The organism is Nocardia sp. X0981 (genome assembly GCF_977089955.1).
This window is the reverse complement of sequence record NZ_OZ372435.1, coordinates 3,966,624-3,987,278: the sequence shown is the minus strand read 5'-3', so window position 1 is coordinate 3,987,278 and position 20,655 is coordinate 3,966,624. Positions and strand designations below refer to the sequence as shown.

The window sequence follows — 20,655 nt, the reverse complement described above, 5'->3', positions numbered from 1 at the left end:
GGCGATCATCGCGCGCCGTGCGCCCCGCCTCCTCCGCCGTGCGTCCTGCGTCATCGATGCCATGCGCCTTACCGTCCTGCCTGTGAAACGTAACAAACAAGATCAGGTTAGCCTTGCCTATCAATAGTGTTGACAGGGGGTACTTCACATCACGGAAACGGCATATGTTCTCACGGTTCCGAGGTCGGCCGGATCGCCGGAATCGCGCCTTCCGGCCCACGCCCACCGGAAGACGGAAGCCCCGGACCCGCCGTACCGCATACCGGCCGGTTCGAAGCCGGCTGTCGCCGCGTGAGGACTCCGGGTCCCGTTCAGACCGTGCTTCGTTCGGTCCCCGGCTCCTCCACCGGCTCGGCGGCCAAGGCGCTCGGCCACCAGATCTTCGGGCCCACCAGGGTGAACAACGCCGGGATGACGACGGTACGGACCAGGAAGGTGTCCAGGACGATACCGATGCCGACGATGATGCCGAGCTGGGTGAGGGTGATCAGCGGCAGGATGCCCAGCACACAGAACACCGCGGCGAGCACGATACCCGCACTGGTGATCACCGCACCGGTGGCCGAGACCGCGCGCACCATACCGGTGACGGTGCCGTGCTCGGGAGTTTCCTCGCGCGCCCGGGTCACCAGGAAGATGGTGTAGTCGATACCCAGCGCCACCAGGAACAGGAAGGCGAACAGCGGGACGGTCGTATCGAGCGCCGGAAAACCGAAGAGGTGGGTACCGACCCAGCTGCCGAGCCCGAGGGCCGCCAGCGCGCTCAGTACGGTGACCCCGATCAACAGCACCGCGGCGGGCAGCGCCCGCAGCAGGATCAGCAGCACCACGAACACCACCACCAGGATGAGCGGAATCACCAGCAGTTGGTCCCGGCGGGCGGCGTCACGGGTGTCGAGGGCCTGCGCATCGCTGCCGCCGACCATGGCATCCGCTCCGGCGATATCGGCCAGGGTGCTACGCAACTGCTCGATCGTCGCATAGGCCTGCTCGGATTCCGGTGCGGCCTCGAGGGTGACCATCCACCGGTCCGTTCCGGCATGACTACCCGCCGGCACCGATTCGGAGATACCGGGGATCGTCTCCAGCGCCCGGCGCACCTCCGCGCCGCTGCCCTGCCGGGTGAGGACGATGGTCGGATCGGAGGCGCCCGAAGGGAAATGCGCGGCCAATGTCTCGAATCCGTCGACCGATTCCGCCCGGACCCGGAACTGTTCGGTCTGCGACAGACCGACGGTCACCCCGGAGAGTCCGGCCGCACACACGAGCAGGAACGCGATCGCACCAGCCGAGACCACCGCCGGGCGGTTCACCACCCCGGCCGCGATGCGGTGCCAGATACCGCGGCCGGTCATATCGTCGTCGCGCATATGCGGAACGAACGGCCAGAAAACCTTCCGGCCGCACAGGGCGAGCGCGGGAGGAAGCGCCACGAGTACGAACACCACGGCGACCAGGAGTCCGGCGGCCGCCATGAGACCGAGCGACCGGGTGTTCGGCAGGGTCGCCAGCAGCAGGGTGCACAGTGCGAGGACCACGGTCACATTACTGGCGAGCACCGCCGGTCCGGCACGCCGGACCGCCTCCCGCAGGGCGTGCCGATGCTCGCTGTGCCGGTGTAGTTCGTCGCGATACCGGGAGACGAGCAGCAGCGCGTAATTGGTGCCCGCACCGAAGACCAGGACACTGGTGATCCCCGAGGTGGAACCGTCGAATGTCAGGCCGGTCACTCGGGCGAGCATGGTTCCCACACTGATGGCGGTGCGGTCGGCGAGGCCGATCACCAGCAGTGGTACCAGCCACAGCACCGGAGAACGGTAGGTGACGATCAGCAGGAGGGCGACAACCAGCGCCGTCACCGCCAGCAGTGCCACATCGGCACCGGCGAACGAGTCGGCGATATCGGCACCGAAGGCGGGACCGCCGGTGATCTGCAGCTCCAGTCCCGGCGGCGCCTGCCGGTCCGCCGCCTCGCGGATCCGGTCGATCTCCTCGGTGAGAGTCTCTCCGCTCAGTTCCGCCGAGACGGTACCGCGCCCCAGCGCGGCTCTGCCGTCCGGTGCGACGACGATTCCGGGACCGCCCGCGTCCGTGCCCACGACGCGCCGGACGGCCGCATCGGCGGCGGCGCGATCCTGTTCGGTCAGTCCGGCGCCGTCGGTCCTGCTGATCACCACGATCACCGGCGCGTCCGCACCGCCGGGGAATTCGGCGACCGCCGCGCGGACCCGCGCGGATTCCGCGGCTTCCGGTAGCGAGGTGGGCGCCCGGCCGGCATCGGCGTTCTGCCCGGCGCCCATCATCGCGGCACCGGCCGCGACGATGACGGCGACGAGCAGCAACCACGATCGGCGGCCGGTGACCACGGCGGCATAGCGCTCCCAGGCATTCACGCGGCCTACTATTTCAGAAACTGAAATAGTAGGCAACGCCGGGCCTACACTTTCCGGGCAGCCGGGTCACGGAAAGGACAGCGAAGGTGACATACGAGGGCGGAGCGGCCGATAGCGGAGCCCGCGAGCACGCCGAAAACGCGATCGCTACCGATATCCGCGCGCTCACCGCTGTGTCCGAACAGATCGGCCATCTGTTCGCCCACGCGAACTCGGTACGCAGTAACGATTTCCGCGCGCTCATGCACATCGCGACCGCCGACGCCGAGGGCCGTCCGCTCACCGCGGGGCAGCTGCGCGAACTACTGGGTCTCTCCCCCGCGGCGATCACGTACCTGATCGAGCGCATGATCGCCTCGGGGCATATCCACCGGGAAACCGACACCGCGGACCGGCGCCGGGTGCTGTTGCACTATTCCGAGCACGGTATGGCGGTGGCCGGGGAATTCTTCCGCCCGCTCGGGCAACGGACCCGCGATGCCCTGGCCGCCCTGCCGACCGGCGACCTGGACGCGGCCCACCGGGTTCTGACCGCCGTGATCACCGCGCTACGCGAACACCACGCCGCACTGACCGGGCAGCAGACGCGGGCTCGGTGACCGGGCGGGCCGCCGGCCGCGGCCGCATACCACGCGGCGACCGGGGTATGGCGCCGCTGTGCCCCTTTTCGACAGGGGCGCTGATTGCGAGCACCCGAGGCGGGTACCCGGCCCGCAGACAGGAGGTGTGTGATGCCGAAGGAATGGACCGACAAACAGGAACGGCAATACGAGCACATCAAGGATTCGGCACAGGACCGCGGCGCGGGTACGAAACGGGCGAAGGAGATCGCCGCCCGGACCGTGAACAAGAACCGCGCGCAGGCCGGCCAGACCAGAACAGCGAGCCGCTCCTCCACCCGGGACATCTCACCCCAGCGGCGGGGCGGTCAACGATCGCACAGCAGCGGACCCAAAGGCCAGACGCGCGACCAGCTCTACAACGAGGCGCGCCGCCGCAATATCAAGGGCCGCTCGAAGATGACCAAGAAACAGCTCTCCGAAGCACTGGGCCGCTCCTAGGCCGCCCGATGCCCACCCCCGCTCGCGACGGCCCCGCGGCGGCCACGCGGCGCCGCCCACCCGCACCGGCCGGGGCCGCCCGATTCGTTCCCGAGAACGCCGGTCTCGCGCAGGTGCGCGCCGCGGCGGAGGGCTGCCGCGGGTGCGATCTCTACCGCGATGCGACCCAGACCGTATTCGGCGCGGGACCGGAACACGCCCGGGTGGTCATGGTCGGCGAGCAGCCGGGCGACCAGGAGGACATTCGCGGGCAACCGTTCGTCGGCCCCGCCGGGCGATTACTGGATCGTGCCCTGGCGGAGGCCGGTTTCGAGCGCAGCGGTCTCTACCTCACCAACGCGGTGAAGCATTTCAAATTCGTCGAACGCGGGAAGCGTCGTATCCACAAGCAGCCGAGCCGAGCCGAGGTCGTGGCCTGCTCGGCATGGCTGGAGGCCGAATTGGAATTGGTGGCGCCCGAGCTGGTGGTCTGTCTGGGCGCGGTGGCGGCCAAGGCGGTGCTGGGCCCTTCGGCCACCGTGGGCGCGTTTCGCGGGCAGGTCGTCGAGAGGCCCGGCTACCGCGTCACCGCGACCGTCCACCCGTCTTCGATATTGCGGGCGCCCGACCGCGACAGCGCCTACGCCGCGTTCCTCGACGACCTCGATTACATCCGAGGGGTCGCGCGGCTCTGAATCCCGAGAGGGACCGGCCGGGGATCGCATGATCCCCGGCCGGTCCCTCTGTGCGCCGCACCGTACGGGCACGGAGCGACGTATCGGCTATTCGAGACCGCGGGGTGGCAGGGCGGCGCGATATGACCGACCACGACGTGACGACGCGCGATCGGAAGGCCGGCGATCGGGGCATCGTGGCGCAGAGCCCCGCCCGGGCGAGCCGACAGGGTGGGGCTCTGCGCCTTCGCTCCCAAAAAATCTGGGCCGCAGGCAATTCCATCGCAATCACGAGTCTCGGCGTTTGCTTGGCCTAGCGAACAAGTTGGGGGCACACTTTAGGGAACGACGCCCGGTGCCACCGGCCGGGCGCGGGGGCGAGGACACGACTATGCGAATTCGGCCGCGGCAACAGCTGCTGGACCTGTGGCGGGCCGTCCTGGCCTGCTCCTACCGGAACGAGACCTGGCACTGGGGCGGTCGCGACGGCACCAATTCGATCAGCGACGCCGAGCAGTTGCTGTGCCTGCTGTATCCGGCCACCGAACTCGAGGCCTTCGCCCTGGATCAGCCCAACGATATGGCTCCCGACGCCAAGAGCGCACTGGCTCCCTTCGGCGAAGAGACGCGGATCGGCGGGGTTCTGGTCCGCCTGCTCGAGGACTATCTGCGGCGCTATACCGACGCCGAGGGCAAACCGGTCTTCCAGGCAGGCAGCTACCTGCGCACCGCCGGGGACCAGCCGCTCACCGAGGAGCAGCTCGCCCTGGAAATCGTCGATTCCTATTCGATGTCGCTGAGTCTGTGTATCGCGGCGCTGCGATTCCTGCGCGGATTCCAGCGCTTCGTCAGCGGGGAGGTGCGGCGGGAGGCCCGGCAGTTGAGCGAGCGTATCCCCGCGCTCGTCGACGCCGTCGGAATCCGGCTGACCGCGGCCATGGCGGGTCTGGTGCGCAGTTTCGTCATCCACACCCCGGAGCCCGGCTCCGCGGCGGGCCGGGCCATCCTGCATACGATCAACCAGGAGCGCGCTCCCGCCGACGACGTGATCCGCCGGTTGTCGGCCCGGCTGGAACGGTTACGGGTCCAGGCGGCGAACGAGGTCCGGCTCAGTCAGGCCAGCGAGGTGGACGTCGCCGACGACGAGCGGCTCTTCGAATGCGGATGGGGCTGGGGCATCGTCCGCACCGCCGAACCCATCGACTTCGTAGCCGCCCCGGTCGGCAGCGCGCCCGGCCACGCCGAGCCCCGGCCCTACCTGTACTTCACCGCCGTGGCCCTCGACGGTATCTCCGATCTGTCCTCGCAGCGTATCCGGGAGCTGGACCTGCTCACCGACGAACAGCGCAAACTCGCCGACGCGCTGCAGCTGCGATTCGAACTGGCCCGCAACTACTGGTCGACCGTCGCCCGCTTCGGCGGGGGCCGCTGGCCGCTGGAGGACGTCCCGTGGCGCACCTCCGACGGGGAGGAATCGGATTACTTCAGTCTGACCGTCACCGCGATCCTCATCCAGGACCTCGTCTACCGGGACAGCACCGAGGATCTGGCCCGTACCGTCGCCGTTTTCGATCAGCTCGCCCGGCGCGGGCGGATCACCAGCCGGCTCACCACCGGCGACCCGGCGGCCGATCTGCACTACCCGGGTGTCCGATTGGGTCTGGCCGGTAGCGAGGATATCGGCGGCGGCGACCAACTGTTCTGGTACGTGCCGGATTTCGTGACCATGATGCTCAAACGCTGTCTGCAGGCCGCGCGATTGCGTACCGATGTCGATACCCGCGACCGGCTGATGGCGCTGGCCGAAGCGGCCATGGACCACCTCGAGCAGCGGATCCAGCGCGACGGCGCCGCCGCGGGGCTCTGGGACGAACCGACCGCCCTGCTGGGGCCCACGGCGGCCGTACCCCGGGGCCCGTCCTGGTTCGTCACCGAACGTGTGATGGAATGCCTGGTCATCGCCTATGGCACCTTCCGCGAACCGCCGCTGGCACCTGCCAGCATGGTCGCCCGCGCCGTGGACCTGCTCAGCGAGGCCGAACATCTGCTCAACCAGGAGGAGCTCGAAGTCGAGGGCGATGCTCTGACGCCGAAACAGGCTGCGGTCAACCGCATCCGGCAATCGCTGGACCGGGCCCGCGGGGTACTGCACGAGCGTCCCGGCACCGCCTACAGCCTCGCCACCCAGGCATTGATCCAGCTCGACGAACTGGCGTACGCGCGCCAGGACGCGATACGGTGAGGAGGCCGAGGTGCTGGTTTTCTCCACGTCCGACAAGGGCGGTACCGGCCGGTCGGTGACGAGCTGCAATATCGCCCACCGGCTGTGCATGTCCGGCCGCAATGTGGCCTATGTCGACTTCGACTTCGGCTCCCCCACCGCCGGTGCGCTGTTCGAGATCAGTTCGGTGGAACGCGGTATCGCCGACGGCGGGGTGCACTCCTATCTGCTCGGGCAGAGCGGCACCGCGGCGCGCGTCGACGTGGGCGTCGCCACCGACCGGGCCGAACTCAAACGCCTGGGCCCGCGCTCCGGCCGGCTGGTACTGCTGCCCGGCGACGAGGGCGGGGCCGAATTCCTCACCGCGAACGACGAAGTGGTGGGCCGCTGCGCGGAACTGCTGGTGGCACTGGAGCAGGAGTTCCGGGTGGTGGTCGTCGATCTCAGCGCGGGCCGGTCGGTCGCGCTCGAGCTCGCGCTCGCGGCCACCGCGCTTCCGCAACTGCGGCGGCGAACCGCGCGCTGGCTGATCTTCCACCGCTGGACCCGTCAGCACATCCTGGCCGCCGCCGGTCTGGTGCACGGTCCGCACGGACTGCTGCAGACCGGGGCCGCGTGCGGTCACGACCCGGACGAACTGCTCGGTTCCACCCGTTATGTACGCACCGCCGTACCCGCCGCCGATTCGCATCCGAACGCGCAACGGGCAGCGCAGGCGGCGTGGTTGCAAGAACAGGACGTCGCGCTGCGCCGGCTGGCCACCGCCAACCGGCTCGGCACGACCGCGGTACTCGGGGCCACCCCGATGGAACCCGTCCTGCAATGGCGCGAACAGCTGATCCTCGACAGTGATGTCAATGCTCATATCGCCAATCACGAGACCGCGCGGGCCTATACCGAACTGGCCCGCCGTCTCGTCGACGTCGCCACCTGGGAGAGGCTCTAGTGCGGGACAGGCAGATATACAGTGAGGCCACCGAACAGCCGTGGATCGCGCCGGTTCCGCTGTCGCATCTGTCGATCGAGGTGGGGCATTTCTACCTCAACGACATCACCGGCGATATCGAACGGGTGAAAGCCGAGTTCCGTCGTATCGTTCCGCTGGTGGCGGCCTTCGTCGAATCGGCGCGGGTGCGGTTCGGTCTCGACGTGCGGGTCAGTACCTGCTATCTGATCGACGACTATTTCCAGCCCGATACCGATCCCGCCGAAGTATTGGGGAAACTGCTCGGCGCGGCCGCCGAATCCGGTTTGCGGATCGACTATCTCGCTCGCGAGTCCGGTTGCTGGCAGGCTTCGCAGTTCGTCGACGGGGTTCCCCTGGGCGAGCCGATCCCGGTGGCGGAAATGGTGGCCGCGCGAATCGTGGCCGAACCCGCGCCACCGGATACCGGCCGCCGACCGCCCACCGCGCAGTCGGGGTGGTTGTGCAACGGCCGCCGGTCCTCCGAGTACGAACCGGCCCAGGCCATGCGCGGCCGGCGGTACGAGCCGCCGGAGGAGTTCGGCCGGCGGGAACATTCCATCTTCCTCGATGTGCAGTTGTGGAGCACGCAGGTCGTGGACGGCGTCACGGTGACCCGCTGGTCGTGTCCCTTCCTGGCCGCGGTCTGGCATCTGCTGCGGCTGGGTATGCTGCGGTATCACGGGGCGCCGGTGGTGGAGCCACAGCTGTGGCGTGGGGAACCGTGGCCGCGACGCTGGCACGAGGTGCCGCCGGTGGTGCAGCTCGAACCCGGCGCCGCGCCGTTCGCGGCCTACCAGACCCTGTCCATGCTCCCCAAGAACTACATCGGTATCGAGCACGCGGTCCGGCTGGTCCTGGACCATCTGGATCTCGACGAGGACATCGTCGCGCAGACCATCACCTGCGGCGCTGTCGACCCGGTACCGGTGACGGTGCCCCGCAAGATCAGCGAACGACTGTCCCATCTGCTGCTCGACGGGTCCTGAGATGGTCTCGACCACGCCCTTGGCCGTTCTCGGCGAGGTCCGCACCTGTCTGCTGCCCTCGGCCTCGGCGCTGGCCCGCGCCGAGGCGGGTGAACTGCTGGCGCTGATGCCCGGCCGCGCCGTCCGCTGGCGCGAACGCCCCGGAACACTCGGTATCTCCCCGACCACCGCGGTGGGGGTCGACTGTGCTGTGCCCCTGGGCGAACAGAGCGCGCGCATCGTGGGCACCGTCGCCACCAGTATCACCCTGGCCGGCGGCCGGATCCTGCAGTCCTCGGCGCGAACCCGGATCGTGCGGGCCGCCGACCGCCGCCGCCGGACGTGGTCCCATTACATCAGCCAGAAGGGCGTCACCGAGGTCATCACCCGGATCCCCGAGCGGATGGCGGCCGGTATCGCGCTGGCCGACGGGTATCTCGTCCGCCCGCCCAGCGGTGACCTGCTCGATCTGGCGTCCATCAGCGAACGGCTGCTGGCCCGGGTACGGGCCGATCCACGCCTGGATCAGAATCCCCCGGTCCAGGCGGGCACCACCCGGTTGCGGTGGACCGCGCGTATCGGCGGCAGCACGGGTCCCGCGGCCGGACTCTATCTGGACGACGATACGGTCCGCTCGGTGCGCCTGATCGTGCGCGAGGAGGCCGATCTCGCGGCCGCCGAGCGGTTCTGCGAGGATCTGGCCGCGCACGACTGGCTGCTCACCGTCCTGGCCGCCGCTCTCGACGAGGCCGACCGTTTCGCCCCGCACAGCCGGGAGCGGATGGATATCCTCGCCCCGGTGCTCGAACACCTCACCGGGCTGTGGATGCCCGGCGCGCATACTCCGCCGCCCTTGCGCGCGCTGTGGAAGGATCTGCAGAACGATCCCGGTTTCTCCCGTCAGTGGAATACGCTGGTGGGCCGGTTACGCGACACCATCGCCGTCGCGACCCTGCACGCGCTGCGGCACAAGGTCTTCGACGAGGAATGGTGAGGCCGCTTCACATCCGGAACCATTTGCGCACCAGCAGAGCGAAGAACACCGACATCGAGACCGCACCGGTCCAGGCCTCGATCACGAAAAGGACGGGTACCGCGACCCCCAGGCCTGCGGTATCGCCCTGCCCCGGCGGGTTCAGGAAACTCGTCACCCCCATATAGACCGTCGAGGGGGCCCACTCACCACCGCCGAGAAGCAGGGCGGTGCCGGTGAACACCAGCATTTGGAGGACGACCCAGCCGAGCAGCCACGACGGCCGGTAGCCGTGACCGCACAGCACATACGAGCCCTGCCCCGCCCACCGGCGCGGACCGGCCGGTAGGGCCCGGGTGCCGGCGCGCGCGAGTTCCAGTCCACAGCGGTCCTCGGCCGCGTCGTCCTCGTTCACCCGGTACAGCGCCATCGCGCGCCGGAAGGCCAGGGCGGCGTGGGTGTGCAGCCGCACGATCGACAGCTGCGCGCCGATCAGCTCGTATTCCTCGGCCAGCAGGGTGTTCTGGCGGGCGCTCAACCGCAGGGGACCGCGGAATTCCACCTCGGCGGCCAGCAGCGCGGCGAGGACGGCGCTCGGCACGCGCCAGCCCTCCTCGTCGGCGCGGGGCTGCCGGGCGGCCGCATAGAGGTGCGGGAAGACCAGGGAGCCGGAGTGACGCCGGCGGGCACTGGGCGGATCGTAATCGTCCAGGATCGCCTCGACATGTGTGATGAAGGTGTCCAGTGCCATCCGCTCGGGATGCGGGTCCGTGTCGAGTTCGGCGGTGTACGCGGCCGCGTGCCTGGCGATCCGGGTGGAGACCGACGCCACGAACGGCGAAATCTCGCCCATGGAAACAGTTTAGCGTCAGGGACGCAGCCGGAACTCGTAGACATCGCGCGGCTCGCCCGGCCCGAAGTAGCGTTCATCGTGTTCGACGAAGGCGAATCCGGCCTGTTTGAACAGGTTGCTCGCCGGGTGATTATCGGGCCGGACGGTGAGATACACGGTTTCGGTGCCCAGTTCCCGGCACAGGTGCAACGTGTGCTCGAGCAGTGCCCGGCCGTATCCGGCGCCCTGGTACTTCCTGGCCACCGCGAAGGTGAACAGCAGTGCCCGTCCGGATTTCTCCAGGGTGAGCGCGTATCCGATCACCGAGCCGCCGACTTCGGCGACCAGCCATTCGGCGCCGTGCAGGTCGAACAGCTGGCGCAACATCAGATACAGGTACGGCTCGGCGAAGACCTCGGCCTCGACGGCCGCGATGTCCTCGAGGTCGGCAAAGCGGGCCCGCCGGTACTTCGGCTGCGACGCCTCCGCGATATCCATGTGCTCCCTAGTGCCAGGGCATAAGCCGTCCGGTTCCAGCCTAGAACGTCAACTCGCCAACCGCGTCAGTGTAGAGGTCACGCAACCGTTCTGTGATGCGGCAGGCGGTGCCGTGCCGGGGTTTTCATCGTCGGGCATACCCGGTGGGCCGCCACCCACACGACTCCGGCGCCACCGTCGACTTGACCTCAACGTTACTCGAGGAACAAGAGTGGGACCGGAGCGGCCGCAACCGCCGCCGCGGACACGATCTGGAGGACCCCGTGAGCACGACAATCGACACCCCCGCACCGCTGCGTATCGCCGTCGTCATCGGCAGCAGCCGGGACGGCCGCTTCGCACCGGTGGTCGGTGACTGGTTCCTGGCGCGCGCCGGCGAACACCCCGGCCTGACGGTTACCGCCGTCGATATCGGCACCGCCGAGCTGCCGCATACGTTCGGTGCGCCCGCGCCCGCGCTCGCGGCGAGCCGGGCGGTCCTCGCCGAGGCGGACGGGTTCGTCGTCATCACCCCCGAGTACAACCACAGTTACCCGGGGACGCTGAAGAATTTCATCGACCTGAACTCCGCCGAATGGCAGGCCAAGCCGGTGGGTTTCGTCAGCTACGGTGGCATATCCGGTGGCCTGCGCGCGATCGAGCATCTACGCACTGTCTTCGCCGAACTGCACGCCGTGACGGTGCGCGATACCGTCAGTTTCCACAACCCCTGGCAACGGCGTGACGAAACGGGCGCACTCACCGCCGGGGCGGACGCCGACACCGCGGCGACGACCCTGCTGAACCGGCTGCGCTGGTGGGCCGAAGCGCTACGCACCGCTCGGGCGGCCCGCCCCTACGACGGCAGCTGAATCCGGCCCCGCGCCTCTGTGACGAGACCGTCGCGGAGGTGTCGGTCCCCGGTCATACGATGCACCGGTGACCGCATACGACCACCTCGACACCTCGACGCTGCCGGAACGTCAGTACCGGATCCTCATCACGATCCGGGAATGGGTGCGGCGCCACGGTTATGCCCCCACCACCCGCCAGCTCGGTGACGCCGTCGGCCTGCGTTCGGCATCGTCGGTGTCGAGGCATCTGAAGAGTCTGGAGGAGAAGGGCTTTCTGCGGCGCGGCACCGGGGTTTCCCGGCCGGTGGACGTGCGGCTGTTCCTGAACGACACCACCGAACGGCGAACGGACCACGACGCCGTCGCGGTACCCGTGGTGGGCGATATCGCCGCGGGCGCACCGATTCTCGCCGAAGAGCACACCGATGATGTGCTCACCCTTCCCCGGGAACTCGTGGGGCGGGGCACCGTTTTCGGGCTCCGGGTGCGCGGTGACTCGATGGTGGACGCCGCCATCTGCGACGGCGATATCGTCGTCGTGCGCCGGCAGCCCGACGCGCAGTCGGGCGAGATCGTCGCCGCCATGCTGGACGGGGAAGCGACGGTGAAGGTCTATCGCCGCCGCGGCGGGCACGTATACCTGGAACCCCGCAATCCCGCCTATCGGGTACTCGACGGCGATCACGCGGTGGTGCTGGGCAAGGTCGTCTCGGTCATGCGGCGGGTGTGAGCGACGCTCCACAGTGTTTTTCCCGGCGCCGAACGGCGCCCGGCACCGGTTCGGCGTCGGGCATGATCGACCGTATGGGCGACCACCCGGGACCACGGGTCCCCCACAGTATCGATGATTTCCGCGCGCTCGCGCAGGCACGGCTGACGGAATTCCCGCGTATCGCGGTGCCCGACACACCCGGAGTCCGCCGCGCCGCCGTGGTCCTGTGTGTGGTCGATACCGGCGCGGCACTGTCGGTGATCATCATGAAACGGGCGTATCGGGGGCGCAATGCCGGGCAATGGGCACTACCGGGCGGGCGTGTGGAACCGGGCGAAACCGCGGGCGAGGCCGCGGCCCGGGAACTGCACGAGGAACTGGGCCTGCGGACCGTCCCCGAGGAGATCCTCGGCGGGCTCGACGATTTCCCCGCGGCGTCCGGTTTCGCCATCACGCCGGTGGTGACCACCCTCGCCGATACGGCGCGGCTGCGGCCGAACCCGGACGAGGTCCACTCGGTCCATTTCGTGGAGCTGAGCCGGCTGGCCGCCGACAGCACCCCGCACTGGGTCCACCGCGACCCGGGGGCCGCGACCGGCGCACCCGATCTGCTGCAGATGCGGCTGGCCCCGGCGATGACCATCCACGCTCCGACCGGCGCGATGCTCTGGCAGTTCCGGGAAGTCGTGCTCCTGGGGCGGGCGCCGGGCGCGTCGCGGGTCGCTCATTTCGCTCAGCCGGACTGGACACACCATTGACGGGGTTACGCGCACCCGCTGCGCGCAACCCCGCCCCGCGGGATCAGTCCCCGGTACCGCGCCGCGTATCCGGCGCGGTGGCCGAACGCTGTCCCTCCGGCACGATATCGGGCTCCTCCTCGGCGAGGCGCTCTTCCATCGACTCACCTGAGCGCTGCTCACGCGGTGTGGTCGCGTAGCGGTCGGCCGCCGTCCAGTCGTCCGCCGGATCCATACCCTCCTCCAGCGGATCGGCGGCCAATTCGTCCTCGTCCAGTTGCTCGTGCGTCGCCGGGATCTCGGCGGTGGTCCATTCGGCCGTCTCGGGCGATTCCTGTCCTATGTCCTCGGTTCCGTTCATGGTGGGCGGTTTTCCAGGACCGCGCCGGTGAAACACCTGGTGCCGAAACCGGCAGCCGAGGTCAGGGGGCGGTGCCGACGGCGTGCCCGGAACCGTCCTCGGCACCCCGGCCCCGGCGGCTGCCGGTGTAGGCCAGCTCCCGCAACCACTGCACCTGACGCGGCAGCAACGCGACATCGCCGGGATGGTTGAGCATGGGATCGAAGAAATCGGTGCGATGCTCCTCCGGGTTCGCCGCCCGGAGGGTCAGGTGACCGACCCGGCGCGGTTCGCCCCCGAAGCCGGCGGCGGTGAGGGTGTACCCGATCTGGTGCTCCTGCACGTGCCGGGCCATCGATACCAGGGAGGCGTCTTCGGGTTGCCCGGGGTCGGGATCGGCGAAGAACCAGACCGGACCGGAGTCCGGCAGCGAGTACGGCAGCAGAGTGCCGAACCGGGCGCTGGCCCACCCCCGCGCAACCGTCAGGACGAACCGGCCGACCATGCCCTGGCCGCTGGTCGCCAGCGTGAAGTCCCAGGGCTTGTCCCCCTGAGCGAGTACCCGGAACGCGAGCCCGAGAATATCCGGCCCGGCGCCCGGAATACCGGTGCCCTTCGACAGGCGCGCGATGACCGCACGCTCCCCCGTGCCGAAAAGCGGTTCGAATTCGGGTTCGGCATGGAAGCGGCCGGTGAGGCGCACACCCCGCGGATGGAAGACCCGCGCGTGCCGGAAGCGGGCTCCGGTATCGAATACCGTGCGTACGAGCGCGGAAACAGGATTGTTCATCGTTACTCCTTCGCCGCCGGATCACGCCAGCTCTCGTCACCGACCAGTTGACTGGACTGCGGCCCCATCAGCAGCATGCCGCCGTCCACCACGTACGACGCGCCGGTGACATAGCCCGCCGCCGGGGTAGCGAGAAAAGCCACCACCGAGGCGACTTCCTCGGCGTGGCCGGGACGGCCCAGCGGCAGCCCCGGGCGCGGCTGCTCGCGCGGGTCGGCGTCCGCCTGGCCGGTCATCGGCGTGGCGATCTCGCCCGGCGCCACGGAATTGACGGTGATGTCGTGTTCGGCCAATTCCAGCGCCAGGACCTTGGTCAGGGCGCCGAGACCCGCTTTGGCCGCGCAGTACGGCGCCGCGCCGACCTTGGGCGCGTGCTCGTGCACACTCGTGATGTTGATGATCCGCCCGCCGCGACCGGCCTCGATCATATGCCGCACCGCGCGCTGCGTGCAGAGGAACGCGCCGTCCAGATCGACCGAGAGCACATGGCGCCAGGTATCGAAATCCATCTCCATCGCCTTCTGCGCCGACCCGGTACCGGCGCAGTTCACCAGGACGTCCACCCCGCCCAATTCCTCGGCGAGTTCGTCCACCGCGGCGGTACTGGTGGGCAGATCGTCGAGGTCGAGCCGGCGGACCGCGGCACGTGCGCCGCGGTCGCGCGCGAGCTCGGCGGTGTGCGCTGCCCCGGCTTCGTCGGAGTGGTAGGTGATACCCACGTCCACTCCACCACCGGCCAGGGCTACCGCGATCGCCCTGCCGATACCGGAATCGGAGCCGGTCACCACAGCCCGCAGGGGCGCGCCGATACGTTCTTTCGGTAAGGGAGCGATAGTTGCCATACCGGGCGGCTACCCGGGAGAACGGCCCTGACACAATCCATCGCCGACCGGTTCACCGATCGACCGGATCACGACCGCCGACCCCGGAACCGAATTCGCGGTGGCGCCCCGCTCCCCCGGCGTCCGCCGCCAGCGGCGGTGTCCGCCCGCCCGCCCCGGCACGCAGGGCCTCCAGGAACTCCTTCAGGGCGTCCGGTGCGGTGATCCGCGGCTCCCACCCGAGTTCCCGCCGGGCGCGGGTGGTGTCCAGGAACGGTAGATGCATCACTGCTTCGAAGAGACCGGGAGTGGCGGGCACCAGCCGCAGATGCCAGGCACCCGCGAGCGCGGTGCGCACGGCTGCCGGGGGCACCGCTACGGTACGCACTCCCAGCACCCGCCCGAACTCGGCGCGGTCCAGTACCGGTTCGGCGGCCAGATTGAAGGCCCCGCGCGCCCCCGAGGTCACCGCGGCGGCGAAGGCGCGGCCCGTATCGGCGCTGTGCAGCGTCTGGAAGCGCAGACCGCGGGGATAGGGCAGTACCGGGAGCAATCCGGGACGGATCAGCGGGTTCGGCAGCAGCGGCCCGGCGAAGAGCCTGCGCTGCTCTTCGGCCGCTGCCCACTGGAAGATGAACGCGGGTCGCATCCGCACCAGCCTGCATTCGGGTCGAGTCCGTTCGAAGAGGTCCAGCAACCGTTCGATATAGGATTTCTCGACCGTGTAGGAGGCCTCCGGCCAGCCCTCGGTGGGCCAGCTCTCGTCGACCGGGCGGTCGTCGGTACGCGGTGAATAGGCGCCGACCGAAGAGGCGTACACGAGCGCCGGCACCTCGGCCGCGGCCACGGCGTCGAGCACCCGCCGGGTGCCGCCGACATTGGTGCGCCAGGTGTCCACCGGCCGGTGGGTCGGCTGGAACGCCCAGGCCAGATGGACCACCGCCTGGGCGCCGCGGAACAGCGCCGTCAGATCGGCGGAACGTACGTCCGCGGTGGTCCACTCCACGCCGGGGATTCCCTGGCGCGGTTTCCGGCGCGCGACTCCCACGATCGAGTCCACCTCGGGCATCTCTTTCAGAGCCTGGAGCACGGCGGTTCCCACATTGCCGGTCGCCCCGGTGACGATCACTCGCATTGCCCCTCCTCATCGAGTAGCGGACCTGCGGCATACCCCCGTCCGGCGCCGTGACACAGCCGGACGGATAACGCCTCCTGTGCCGCATGCGGGCACGCCGGGACGCGGCAAGACGATCGCTCGGCTCCTTCATCACCCCCACCGAACCCGTACCGGGCCGGCTCGCTCAGGCGCCGGGACGCGCGCCGGGTTCCGGCGCGGCCGTATGCCCCGGCAGCACACAGGCGGTGTCGAGGCCGAGCACACGGTTGAGCCGGCCGAAGGCCAGCCAGGACCCCAGGCACATACCGAGTTCCACGATTTCGCCCTGGCTGTAGTGGGCCGTCATCCGGGTCCAGAAATCCTCGTCGAGGTTGTGGTGATCGAGGACGTAGCGTTCGGCGTATTCGGCGGCCAGCCGGGCGCGGTCGTCGAGCGCATCGGTATCGCGCCAGTCGCTCACCGCGGCGGCGAAACCCTCCTCCACCTTCTGTCCGTCGCGTTCGGTGCGCCAGTCCAGGCAGAAGAGGCAACCGTTGAGCTGGGCGATACGCAGCCGCGCCGCCTCGAATTCGCGCAGTCCCAGCGTGGTGTGCGCGTAGACCGCCATCGAGAAGTTCGCGGCGGCGGCACCGATTCCGGGCACCATTTCACCCCATACGTAACCGATGGGGTCCTTACCGGCGGGGATGTCAACTCTCATGGCCGTTCCTTCCCAGTTTCCCGGCGGCCGGACGCAACGGCACATCGAGAGCATCGTAGAGCCCGGGGGGATTGTCGACGAGCCAGCCGATGGCGCCGACGAGCCGTCCGACGGCGGTGGCGTTCCCACCGGCCGCGTAGTTGCCGCCCTCGTCGGTCGCTTCGACGGTGACCTCGATACGCGGGCGGCCTTCGATGATCACCCGGTGGGCGCCGGCGCCGTTGGGCGGGGCCGGCCAGTCCGGGGCGCACGAGGGATGGATCCGGGTGATGTGCTCGACGACGATACGCGGTACACCGGCCACGATGCCCTGCACCTCGAACCGCATCGCTCCCTGGGTACCGGCGTCGAACCTGCCCATCGTCGCGGTCTCGACCGTATGCTCCAGCGGCAGCCGCTGCACCGTCTCCCGGATCTCCTCCGGTTCGACACCGAGCGCCCGGGCCATGAGCCGGACCTGCCCGCCCCAGACCATGGTCGGCACCGTGGGTGCCACCATGGGTGGCACCTGGTCCATCGGCAGGCCCATACCCACCAGGTAGCGGACGGAATCCGGCTGGTCGTAGCTCGAGTAATCGAAGATCTCCTGGCAGCGGACGACGTCCACCACACTGCCGAGGCCACTGACGAGCAGGGGCAGCACATCGTTGCCCCAACCGGGATCGATACCGGAGACGAAGAGCGAACCCCCGCCGGATTCTATGGCGGCCAGCACGGGTTCGCGCAGCTGCGGTGGTGCGGTGCGCTGGTCGTAGAACGCATACAGAGCGGGCGTCACCACCACGGCACCGCGGCCCAGGGCCCGGACGATATCGGCGAGCGCGTCGTCGGGCCGGGTGTCCCCGGAGGCGGCGTAGACCACCGCGGCGGGTGCGCTCGCCAGCACCGCGTCGATATCGGTGGTGGCCGCCACTCCCAGCGTGCGGTCCAGTCCGGCCAGTGCGCCCGCATCGCGGCCCGCTTTGGCCGGGTCGTGCACGAGTACGGCCGTCAGCGTCAGGTCGGGATGGGCATCGACCGCGCGAATCGCGGCGCGGCCCACATTACCGGTCCCCCAGACGACCGTGGCGATCATCGGGGAATTCTAGCAAGCGCTTGGTTGCGAAGGGGGTGAATCGCGGCTTCCGCGGTAATACCCGCCGACGTGTCCGAGCTTTCCGCCGCCGGGAATGCCGGGCCGCCGGCTCGGTCGTATCGTGAGACGGGTGACGGAATTCCTCACGGGCACAACGGAATCGGATCTTCCGTCGGTTACCCGTATGTTACTACGCGCCGACGGTTCCATGACGCGGCTGCTGGAGGCGCTGGTCGGCCTGCCCCTCGCGCTCGACCTCACCGATCAGCACGTCACCACCGGCGCAACACTATCGCGCACGGTCCGCACCGCCCTCGGCTGCGCCGAGGGCGATCAGGTGATCGTCCGCCGCTCCACGCTGACCACCGCCGAAGGAGCCGCGATCTCGGTGAACGACGTCGCCATCCTGACCGGTGACCCCGAACTCACCGCGCTGCTCACCGACGAGCGCCTGCCCATCGGGCACAGTCTGGCGACGGGCAACCGGTATCTCGCCCGTACAGTCCTGGGCGCCGGGGTCGAGCACTGGCCCGCCCCGGGCGAGCAGGAAGGCCTGCCCTGCGTCTACAAGGAGAGCGTGCTCAGCGACCACCTGTCGAACGCGGTGGCGCATCTGCACGAATGTTTCAACCCCGCCTACGTCCCGCTGGAGGCACCACGGTGAAGGCCCTGATCATCGGCGCCGGCATCGGCGGGCTCACCGCGGCGTTGTCCCTGCACGCGGCCGGTATCGAAGTGGAAGTGATCGACCGGGTCGACGAATTGCGTCCACTCGGGGTGGGTATCAACCTCCTACCGCACGCGACCGCGGCTCTGGCCCGGCTCGGGCTGCACGAGACGCTGGCGGCACAGGCGGTGGCCACCGCCGAACTGATCCATTTCGATCGGTTCGGCAACGAGATCTGGTGCGAACCGCGCGGAGTGGCCGCAGGACATCCCTGGCCCCAGTATTCGGTGCATCGCGGTCGTCTGCAGACCCTGCTGCTGGACGCGGTACGAGACCGCCTCGGGGACGATGCGGTCCGTACCGGGTTGCGATTCACCACCGCGATCCAGGAAGCCGGCCGGGTGCGCGCCGTGGTGCACGACCGGCGCCGCGACACCGCGACCGAACTCGTCGCCGATGTACTGATCGGAGCGGACGGCCTGCACTCCGCGGTCCGCGCCCACCTCTACCCGGATGAAGGCCCGCCCCGGTGGAACGGTATCCGTATGTGGCGCGGGGTGTCCGAAGCGCCGCCGTTCCGTACCGGGGCGTCGATGCTGATGGCCGGAAGCAACCATGCCGCGAAACTGGTGGCCTATCCGCTGTCTCCGGCCGCACCCGGTGCGCGCGGCGTCCCGACCAACTGGGTGGCCGAGGTCCGGATGAGCGAATGCGATCAGGGTACGGCCGATTGGACGCGCACCGGGCGGCTCGACGACGTCCTGCCCTACTACCGGGATTGGCGGATCGGCGGGCTGGATATCGAGGCCCTGCTGTCGGCCGGCGACACCATACTCGAGTACCCGATGGTCGACCGGGACCCGCTGCCGCGGTGGAGTTTCGGCCGGATCACCCTGCTGGGCGACGCCGCTCATCCGATGTATCCCGTCGGTTCCAACGGCGGATCACAGGCGATCCTCGACGCCGGGGCACTGGCGGAGGCACTCATCCGGACCGGTGAACCGGCCGCCGGTCTGGCGGCCTATGACCATGCCCGCCGCGAATCGGCGAATGCGGTGGTGCTGGCCAACCGGGACATACCCATGGACCGTACGCTGCGGTTGGTCGCGGAACGCGCGCCCACCGGTTTCGACCGCATCCAAGATGTGCTGAGCGCGGCGGAACTGCAGGCACTCACCGAGAGTTACCGGCGCACCAGCGTGGGCCGGTAACCCCTCGGCCGCGTCAGGAAACGGCGAGCGGCGACAGCAGGCCCCGGCGTGGCCGCGTCGGCTCGTGTCGGGGTTCCGAGACCGCGGCGCGGGATCCGGTATGAGCGGGGGCCACCGGGGTAGTCGTCGGATACGAACCCGTCCCCGGCGCCGGGTGGGGCCGGGCATCCGAGGCGGACGGAGGTCGCGATGCCGTTGTATGTGGGCACTTCCGGATGGCAGTACCGCGACTGGCGCGGGGTTCTCTACCCGGACAGCTGCCCGCAACGACTATGGCTCGAGCACTACGCCGCCGCCTTCGCGACCGTGGAGAACAACAACGCCTTCTACCGGCTGCCCAGCCGCGAGACGTTCACGGCCTGGCGCGAGCGCACACCCGGCGATTTCGTATACGCGGTCAAGGCCAGCCGCTATCTGACCCATATGAAACGGCTCCGTGACCCGGAAGAACCCGTGGCGCGGCTCATGTGCCACGCGGCCGGGCTCGGCGACCGGCTCGGGCCGATCCTCGTACAACTCCCGGCAACCCTGCGCGCCGATCCCGCGCTGCTCGATACGTGCCTGCGCTGTTTCCCGCCGGGGACGCGGGTGGCGGTCGAACCCCGGCACGAGTCGTGGTGGACCGAGGAGATCCGCGCCGTCCTGGAAGACCACGGCGCCGCGCTGTGCTGGGCCGATTCCGGGTCCCGGCCGGTGACACCGCGCTGGCGCACCACGGACTGGGGCTACCTCCGGCTGCACCGGGGCCGCGCCACCCCGCCGCCGCGCTACGGGCGGCGGGCGCTGGCCGGCTGGGTACACCGGCTCACCGCCACATGGTCCGGCACCGAGGACGCCTACGTCTACTTCAACAACGATCCCGGCGGCGCCGCCGTGCGCGATGCCATCGAATTCGCCCGTCTGGCCACGGATTCGGGGGCGACGGTCACCCGCACGCCCGGCCGCCCGCTGTCCGGTACCGCCGCGGGTACCTGAACCGGTCCGCGGTTTCACCGTCCGCCTCCCGGGTATCGCGGCCGGGTCCGGTGGGTCGCCACCGCGGTATCACCGCACACGGCAGGCCACCATCACGGAAAGGCAGCGATTACT

General features: G+C 69.4%; 22 protein-coding genes. 13 read left to right on the top strand and 9 right to left on the bottom strand.

The features are described 5' to 3' along the window. Nucleotides 1-311: 311 nt before the first annotated feature. Nucleotides 312-2,303 carry an MMPL family transporter gene (locus ACYR7D_RS17930; RefSeq protein WP_459550205.1) on the bottom strand — a complete coding sequence of 664 codons (1,992 nt, stop codon included), beginning with the start codon at nucleotides 2,301-2,303 and terminating at the stop codon, nucleotides 312-314. 176 nt (nucleotides 2,304-2,479) lie between these two features. Between ACYR7D_RS17930 and ACYR7D_RS17925 the strand changes: the two genes are divergently transcribed. From ACYR7D_RS17925 to ACYR7D_RS17895, 7 genes are all read left to right on the top strand, one after another. Then, nucleotides 2,480-2,992, top strand: coding sequence for a MarR family winged helix-turn-helix transcriptional regulator (locus ACYR7D_RS17925; RefSeq protein ID WP_459545727.1), 513 nt, complete (start codon nucleotides 2,480-2,482; stop codon nucleotides 2,990-2,992). Nucleotides 2,993-3,124: 132 nt separating this feature from the next. Further along, nucleotides 3,125-3,454, top strand: coding sequence for a plasmid stabilization protein (locus tag ACYR7D_RS17920; protein ID WP_459545726.1), 330 nt, complete (start codon nucleotides 3,125-3,127; stop codon nucleotides 3,452-3,454). An 8-nt stretch (nucleotides 3,455-3,462) separates the two neighbouring features. Next, entirely contained in the window at nucleotides 3,463-4,128 is a 666-nt protein-coding gene (locus ACYR7D_RS17915; RefSeq protein WP_459545725.1) for a UdgX family uracil-DNA binding protein, read from the top strand. Nucleotides 4,129-4,498: 370 nt separating this feature from the next. Next, a complete protein-coding gene (locus tag ACYR7D_RS17910) occupies nucleotides 4,499-6,349 on the top strand; it encodes an SCO2524 family protein (protein ID WP_459545724.1) in 1,851 nt (616 codons plus the stop codon). A 10-nt stretch (nucleotides 6,350-6,359) separates the two neighbouring features. Beyond that, a complete protein-coding gene (locus ACYR7D_RS17905; RefSeq protein ID WP_459545723.1) occupies nucleotides 6,360-7,274 on the top strand; it encodes an SCO2523 family variant P-loop protein in 915 nt (304 codons plus the stop codon). Next, nucleotides 7,274-8,281, top strand: coding sequence for an SCO2522 family protein (locus ACYR7D_RS17900; RefSeq protein WP_459545722.1), 1,008 nt, complete (start codon nucleotides 7,274-7,276; stop codon nucleotides 8,279-8,281). Before ACYR7D_RS17905 ends, ACYR7D_RS17900 begins: the two co-directional genes overlap by 1 nt. Before the next feature lies 1 nt (nucleotide 8,282). Beyond that, nucleotides 8,283-9,254 (top strand): SCO2521 family protein, encoded by a 972-nt coding sequence (locus tag ACYR7D_RS17895; RefSeq protein ID WP_459545721.1) that lies wholly within the window; start codon nucleotides 8,283-8,285, stop codon nucleotides 9,252-9,254. 7 nt (nucleotides 9,255-9,261) lie between these two features. On the opposite strand, the gene ACYR7D_RS17890 is transcribed toward ACYR7D_RS17895, so the two are convergent. Both ACYR7D_RS17890 and ACYR7D_RS17885 read right to left on the bottom strand, forming a co-directional pair. Beyond that, entirely contained in the window at nucleotides 9,262-10,086 is an 825-nt protein-coding gene (locus ACYR7D_RS17890) for a hypothetical protein (protein WP_459545720.1), read from the bottom strand. A gap of 15 nt (nucleotides 10,087-10,101) precedes the next feature. Continuing rightward, a complete protein-coding gene (locus ACYR7D_RS17885; RefSeq protein WP_459545719.1) occupies nucleotides 10,102-10,563 on the bottom strand; it encodes an N-acetyltransferase family protein in 462 nt (153 codons plus the stop codon). Nucleotides 10,564-10,826: 263 nt separating this feature from the next. On the opposite strand from ACYR7D_RS17885, the gene ACYR7D_RS17880 reads away from it, so the two are divergent. The 3 genes from ACYR7D_RS17880 (at nucleotide 10,827) to ACYR7D_RS17870 (ending at nucleotide 12,866) form a co-directional block, all read left to right on the top strand. Beyond that, nucleotides 10,827-11,414 carry an NADPH-dependent FMN reductase gene (locus ACYR7D_RS17880; RefSeq protein WP_459545718.1) on the top strand — a complete coding sequence of 196 codons (588 nt, stop codon included), beginning with the start codon at nucleotides 10,827-10,829 and terminating at the stop codon, nucleotides 11,412-11,414. 67 nt (nucleotides 11,415-11,481) lie between these two features. Then, nucleotides 11,482-12,126 carry a transcriptional repressor LexA gene (gene lexA / locus ACYR7D_RS17875; protein ID WP_459545717.1) on the top strand — a complete coding sequence of 215 codons (645 nt, stop codon included), beginning with the start codon at nucleotides 11,482-11,484 and terminating at the stop codon, nucleotides 12,124-12,126. A 74-nt stretch (nucleotides 12,127-12,200) separates the two neighbouring features. After that, a complete protein-coding gene (locus tag ACYR7D_RS17870) occupies nucleotides 12,201-12,866 on the top strand; it encodes an NUDIX hydrolase (protein ID WP_459545716.1) in 666 nt (221 codons plus the stop codon). A 43-nt stretch (nucleotides 12,867-12,909) separates the two neighbouring features. Here the strand turns inward: ACYR7D_RS17870 and ACYR7D_RS17865 are convergent, their stop codons facing one another. The 6 genes from ACYR7D_RS17865 to ACYR7D_RS17840 form a co-directional block, all read right to left on the bottom strand. Further along, a complete protein-coding gene (locus ACYR7D_RS17865) occupies nucleotides 12,910-13,206 on the bottom strand; it encodes a hypothetical protein (RefSeq protein ID WP_459545715.1) in 297 nt (98 codons plus the stop codon). 61 nt (nucleotides 13,207-13,267) lie between these two features. Beyond that, nucleotides 13,268-13,975 carry a phosphodiesterase gene (locus ACYR7D_RS17860; RefSeq protein ID WP_459545714.1) on the bottom strand — a complete coding sequence of 236 codons (708 nt, stop codon included), beginning with the start codon at nucleotides 13,973-13,975 and terminating at the stop codon, nucleotides 13,268-13,270. A gap of 2 nt (nucleotides 13,976-13,977) precedes the next feature. Then, on the bottom strand, nucleotides 13,978-14,817 hold the full coding sequence (locus tag ACYR7D_RS17855; protein ID WP_459545713.1) for an SDR family oxidoreductase: 840 nt from the start codon (nucleotides 14,815-14,817) through the stop codon (nucleotides 13,978-13,980). 52 nt (nucleotides 14,818-14,869) lie between these two features. Further along, the gene (locus ACYR7D_RS17850) at nucleotides 14,870-15,931 is read right to left on the bottom strand and encodes an NAD-dependent epimerase/dehydratase family protein (RefSeq protein ID WP_459545712.1); all 1,062 of its coding nucleotides are present in this window, start codon (nucleotides 15,929-15,931) and stop codon (nucleotides 14,870-14,872) included. 166 nt (nucleotides 15,932-16,097) lie between these two features. After that, nucleotides 16,098-16,613 (bottom strand): carboxymuconolactone decarboxylase family protein, encoded by a 516-nt coding sequence (locus ACYR7D_RS17845; RefSeq protein WP_459545711.1) that lies wholly within the window; start codon nucleotides 16,611-16,613, stop codon nucleotides 16,098-16,100. Then, nucleotides 16,603-17,688: an NAD(P)H-dependent amine dehydrogenase family protein gene (locus ACYR7D_RS17840; RefSeq protein WP_459545710.1), complete on the bottom strand. Its 1,086-nt coding sequence runs from the start codon at nucleotides 17,686-17,688 to the stop codon at nucleotides 16,603-16,605. The genes ACYR7D_RS17845 and ACYR7D_RS17840 overlap by 11 nt, the downstream gene beginning before the upstream one ends. A gap of 184 nt (nucleotides 17,689-17,872) precedes the next feature. Here ACYR7D_RS17840 and ACYR7D_RS17835 point away from each other — a divergent pair, with 184 nt between their 5' ends. The 3 genes from ACYR7D_RS17835 (at nucleotide 17,873) to ACYR7D_RS17825 (ending at nucleotide 20,541) form a co-directional block, all read left to right on the top strand. After that, the gene (locus ACYR7D_RS17835) at nucleotides 17,873-18,352 is read left to right on the top strand and encodes a hypothetical protein (protein ID WP_459545709.1); all 480 of its coding nucleotides are present in this window, start codon (nucleotides 17,873-17,875) and stop codon (nucleotides 18,350-18,352) included. Then, nucleotides 18,349-19,566: a flavin-dependent oxidoreductase gene (locus ACYR7D_RS17830; RefSeq protein ID WP_459545708.1), complete on the top strand. Its 1,218-nt coding sequence runs from the start codon at nucleotides 18,349-18,351 to the stop codon at nucleotides 19,564-19,566. The genes ACYR7D_RS17835 and ACYR7D_RS17830 overlap by 4 nt, the downstream gene beginning before the upstream one ends. A gap of 189 nt (nucleotides 19,567-19,755) precedes the next feature. After that, entirely contained in the window at nucleotides 19,756-20,541 is a 786-nt protein-coding gene (locus ACYR7D_RS17825; RefSeq protein WP_459545707.1) for a DUF72 domain-containing protein, read from the top strand. Nucleotides 20,542-20,655 lie beyond the last annotated feature (114 nt).

Bases quoted from the DNA above. Each gene is read 5' to 3' on its own strand.
- ACYR7D_RS17930 (WP_459550205.1), bottom strand. From the start codon at position 2,303: ATGATGGGCGCCGGGCAGAACGCCGATGCCGGCCGGGCGCCCACCTCG.
- ACYR7D_RS17920 (WP_459545726.1), top strand. From the start codon at position 3,125: ATGCCGAAGGAATGGACCGACAAACAGGAACGGCAATACGAGCACATC.
- ACYR7D_RS17915 (WP_459545725.1), top strand. From the start codon at position 3,463: ATGCCCACCCCCGCTCGCGACGGCCCCGCGGCGGCCACGCGGCGCCGC.
- ACYR7D_RS17910 (WP_459545724.1), top strand. From the start codon at position 4,499: ATGCGAATTCGGCCGCGGCAACAGCTGCTGGACCTGTGGCGGGCCGTC.
- ACYR7D_RS17895 (WP_459545721.1), top strand. From the start codon at position 8,283: ATGGTCTCGACCACGCCCTTGGCCGTTCTCGGCGAGGTCCGCACCTGT.
- ACYR7D_RS17890 (WP_459545720.1), bottom strand. From the start codon at position 10,086: ATGGGCGAGATTTCGCCGTTCGTGGCGTCGGTCTCCACCCGGATCGCC.
- ACYR7D_RS17885 (WP_459545719.1), bottom strand. From the start codon at position 10,563: ATGGATATCGCGGAGGCGTCGCAGCCGAAGTACCGGCGGGCCCGCTTT.
- ACYR7D_RS17870 (WP_459545716.1), top strand. From the start codon at position 12,201: ATGGGCGACCACCCGGGACCACGGGTCCCCCACAGTATCGATGATTTC.
- ACYR7D_RS17865 (WP_459545715.1), bottom strand. From the start codon at position 13,206: ATGAACGGAACCGAGGACATAGGACAGGAATCGCCCGAGACGGCCGAA.
- ACYR7D_RS17860 (WP_459545714.1), bottom strand. From the start codon at position 13,975: ATGAACAATCCTGTTTCCGCGCTCGTACGCACGGTATTCGATACCGGA.
- ACYR7D_RS17855 (WP_459545713.1), bottom strand. From the start codon at position 14,817: ATGGCAACTATCGCTCCCTTACCGAAAGAACGTATCGGCGCGCCCCTG.
- ACYR7D_RS17850 (WP_459545712.1), bottom strand. From the start codon at position 15,931: ATGCGAGTGATCGTCACCGGGGCGACCGGCAATGTGGGAACCGCCGTG.
- ACYR7D_RS17845 (WP_459545711.1), bottom strand. From the start codon at position 16,613: ATGAGAGTTGACATCCCCGCCGGTAAGGACCCCATCGGTTACGTATGG.
- ACYR7D_RS17840 (WP_459545710.1), bottom strand. From the start codon at position 17,688: ATGATCGCCACGGTCGTCTGGGGGACCGGTAATGTGGGCCGCGCCGCG.
- ACYR7D_RS17835 (WP_459545709.1), top strand. From the start codon at position 17,873: ATGTTACTACGCGCCGACGGTTCCATGACGCGGCTGCTGGAGGCGCTG.
- ACYR7D_RS17825 (WP_459545707.1), top strand. From the start codon at position 19,756: ATGCCGTTGTATGTGGGCACTTCCGGATGGCAGTACCGCGACTGGCGC.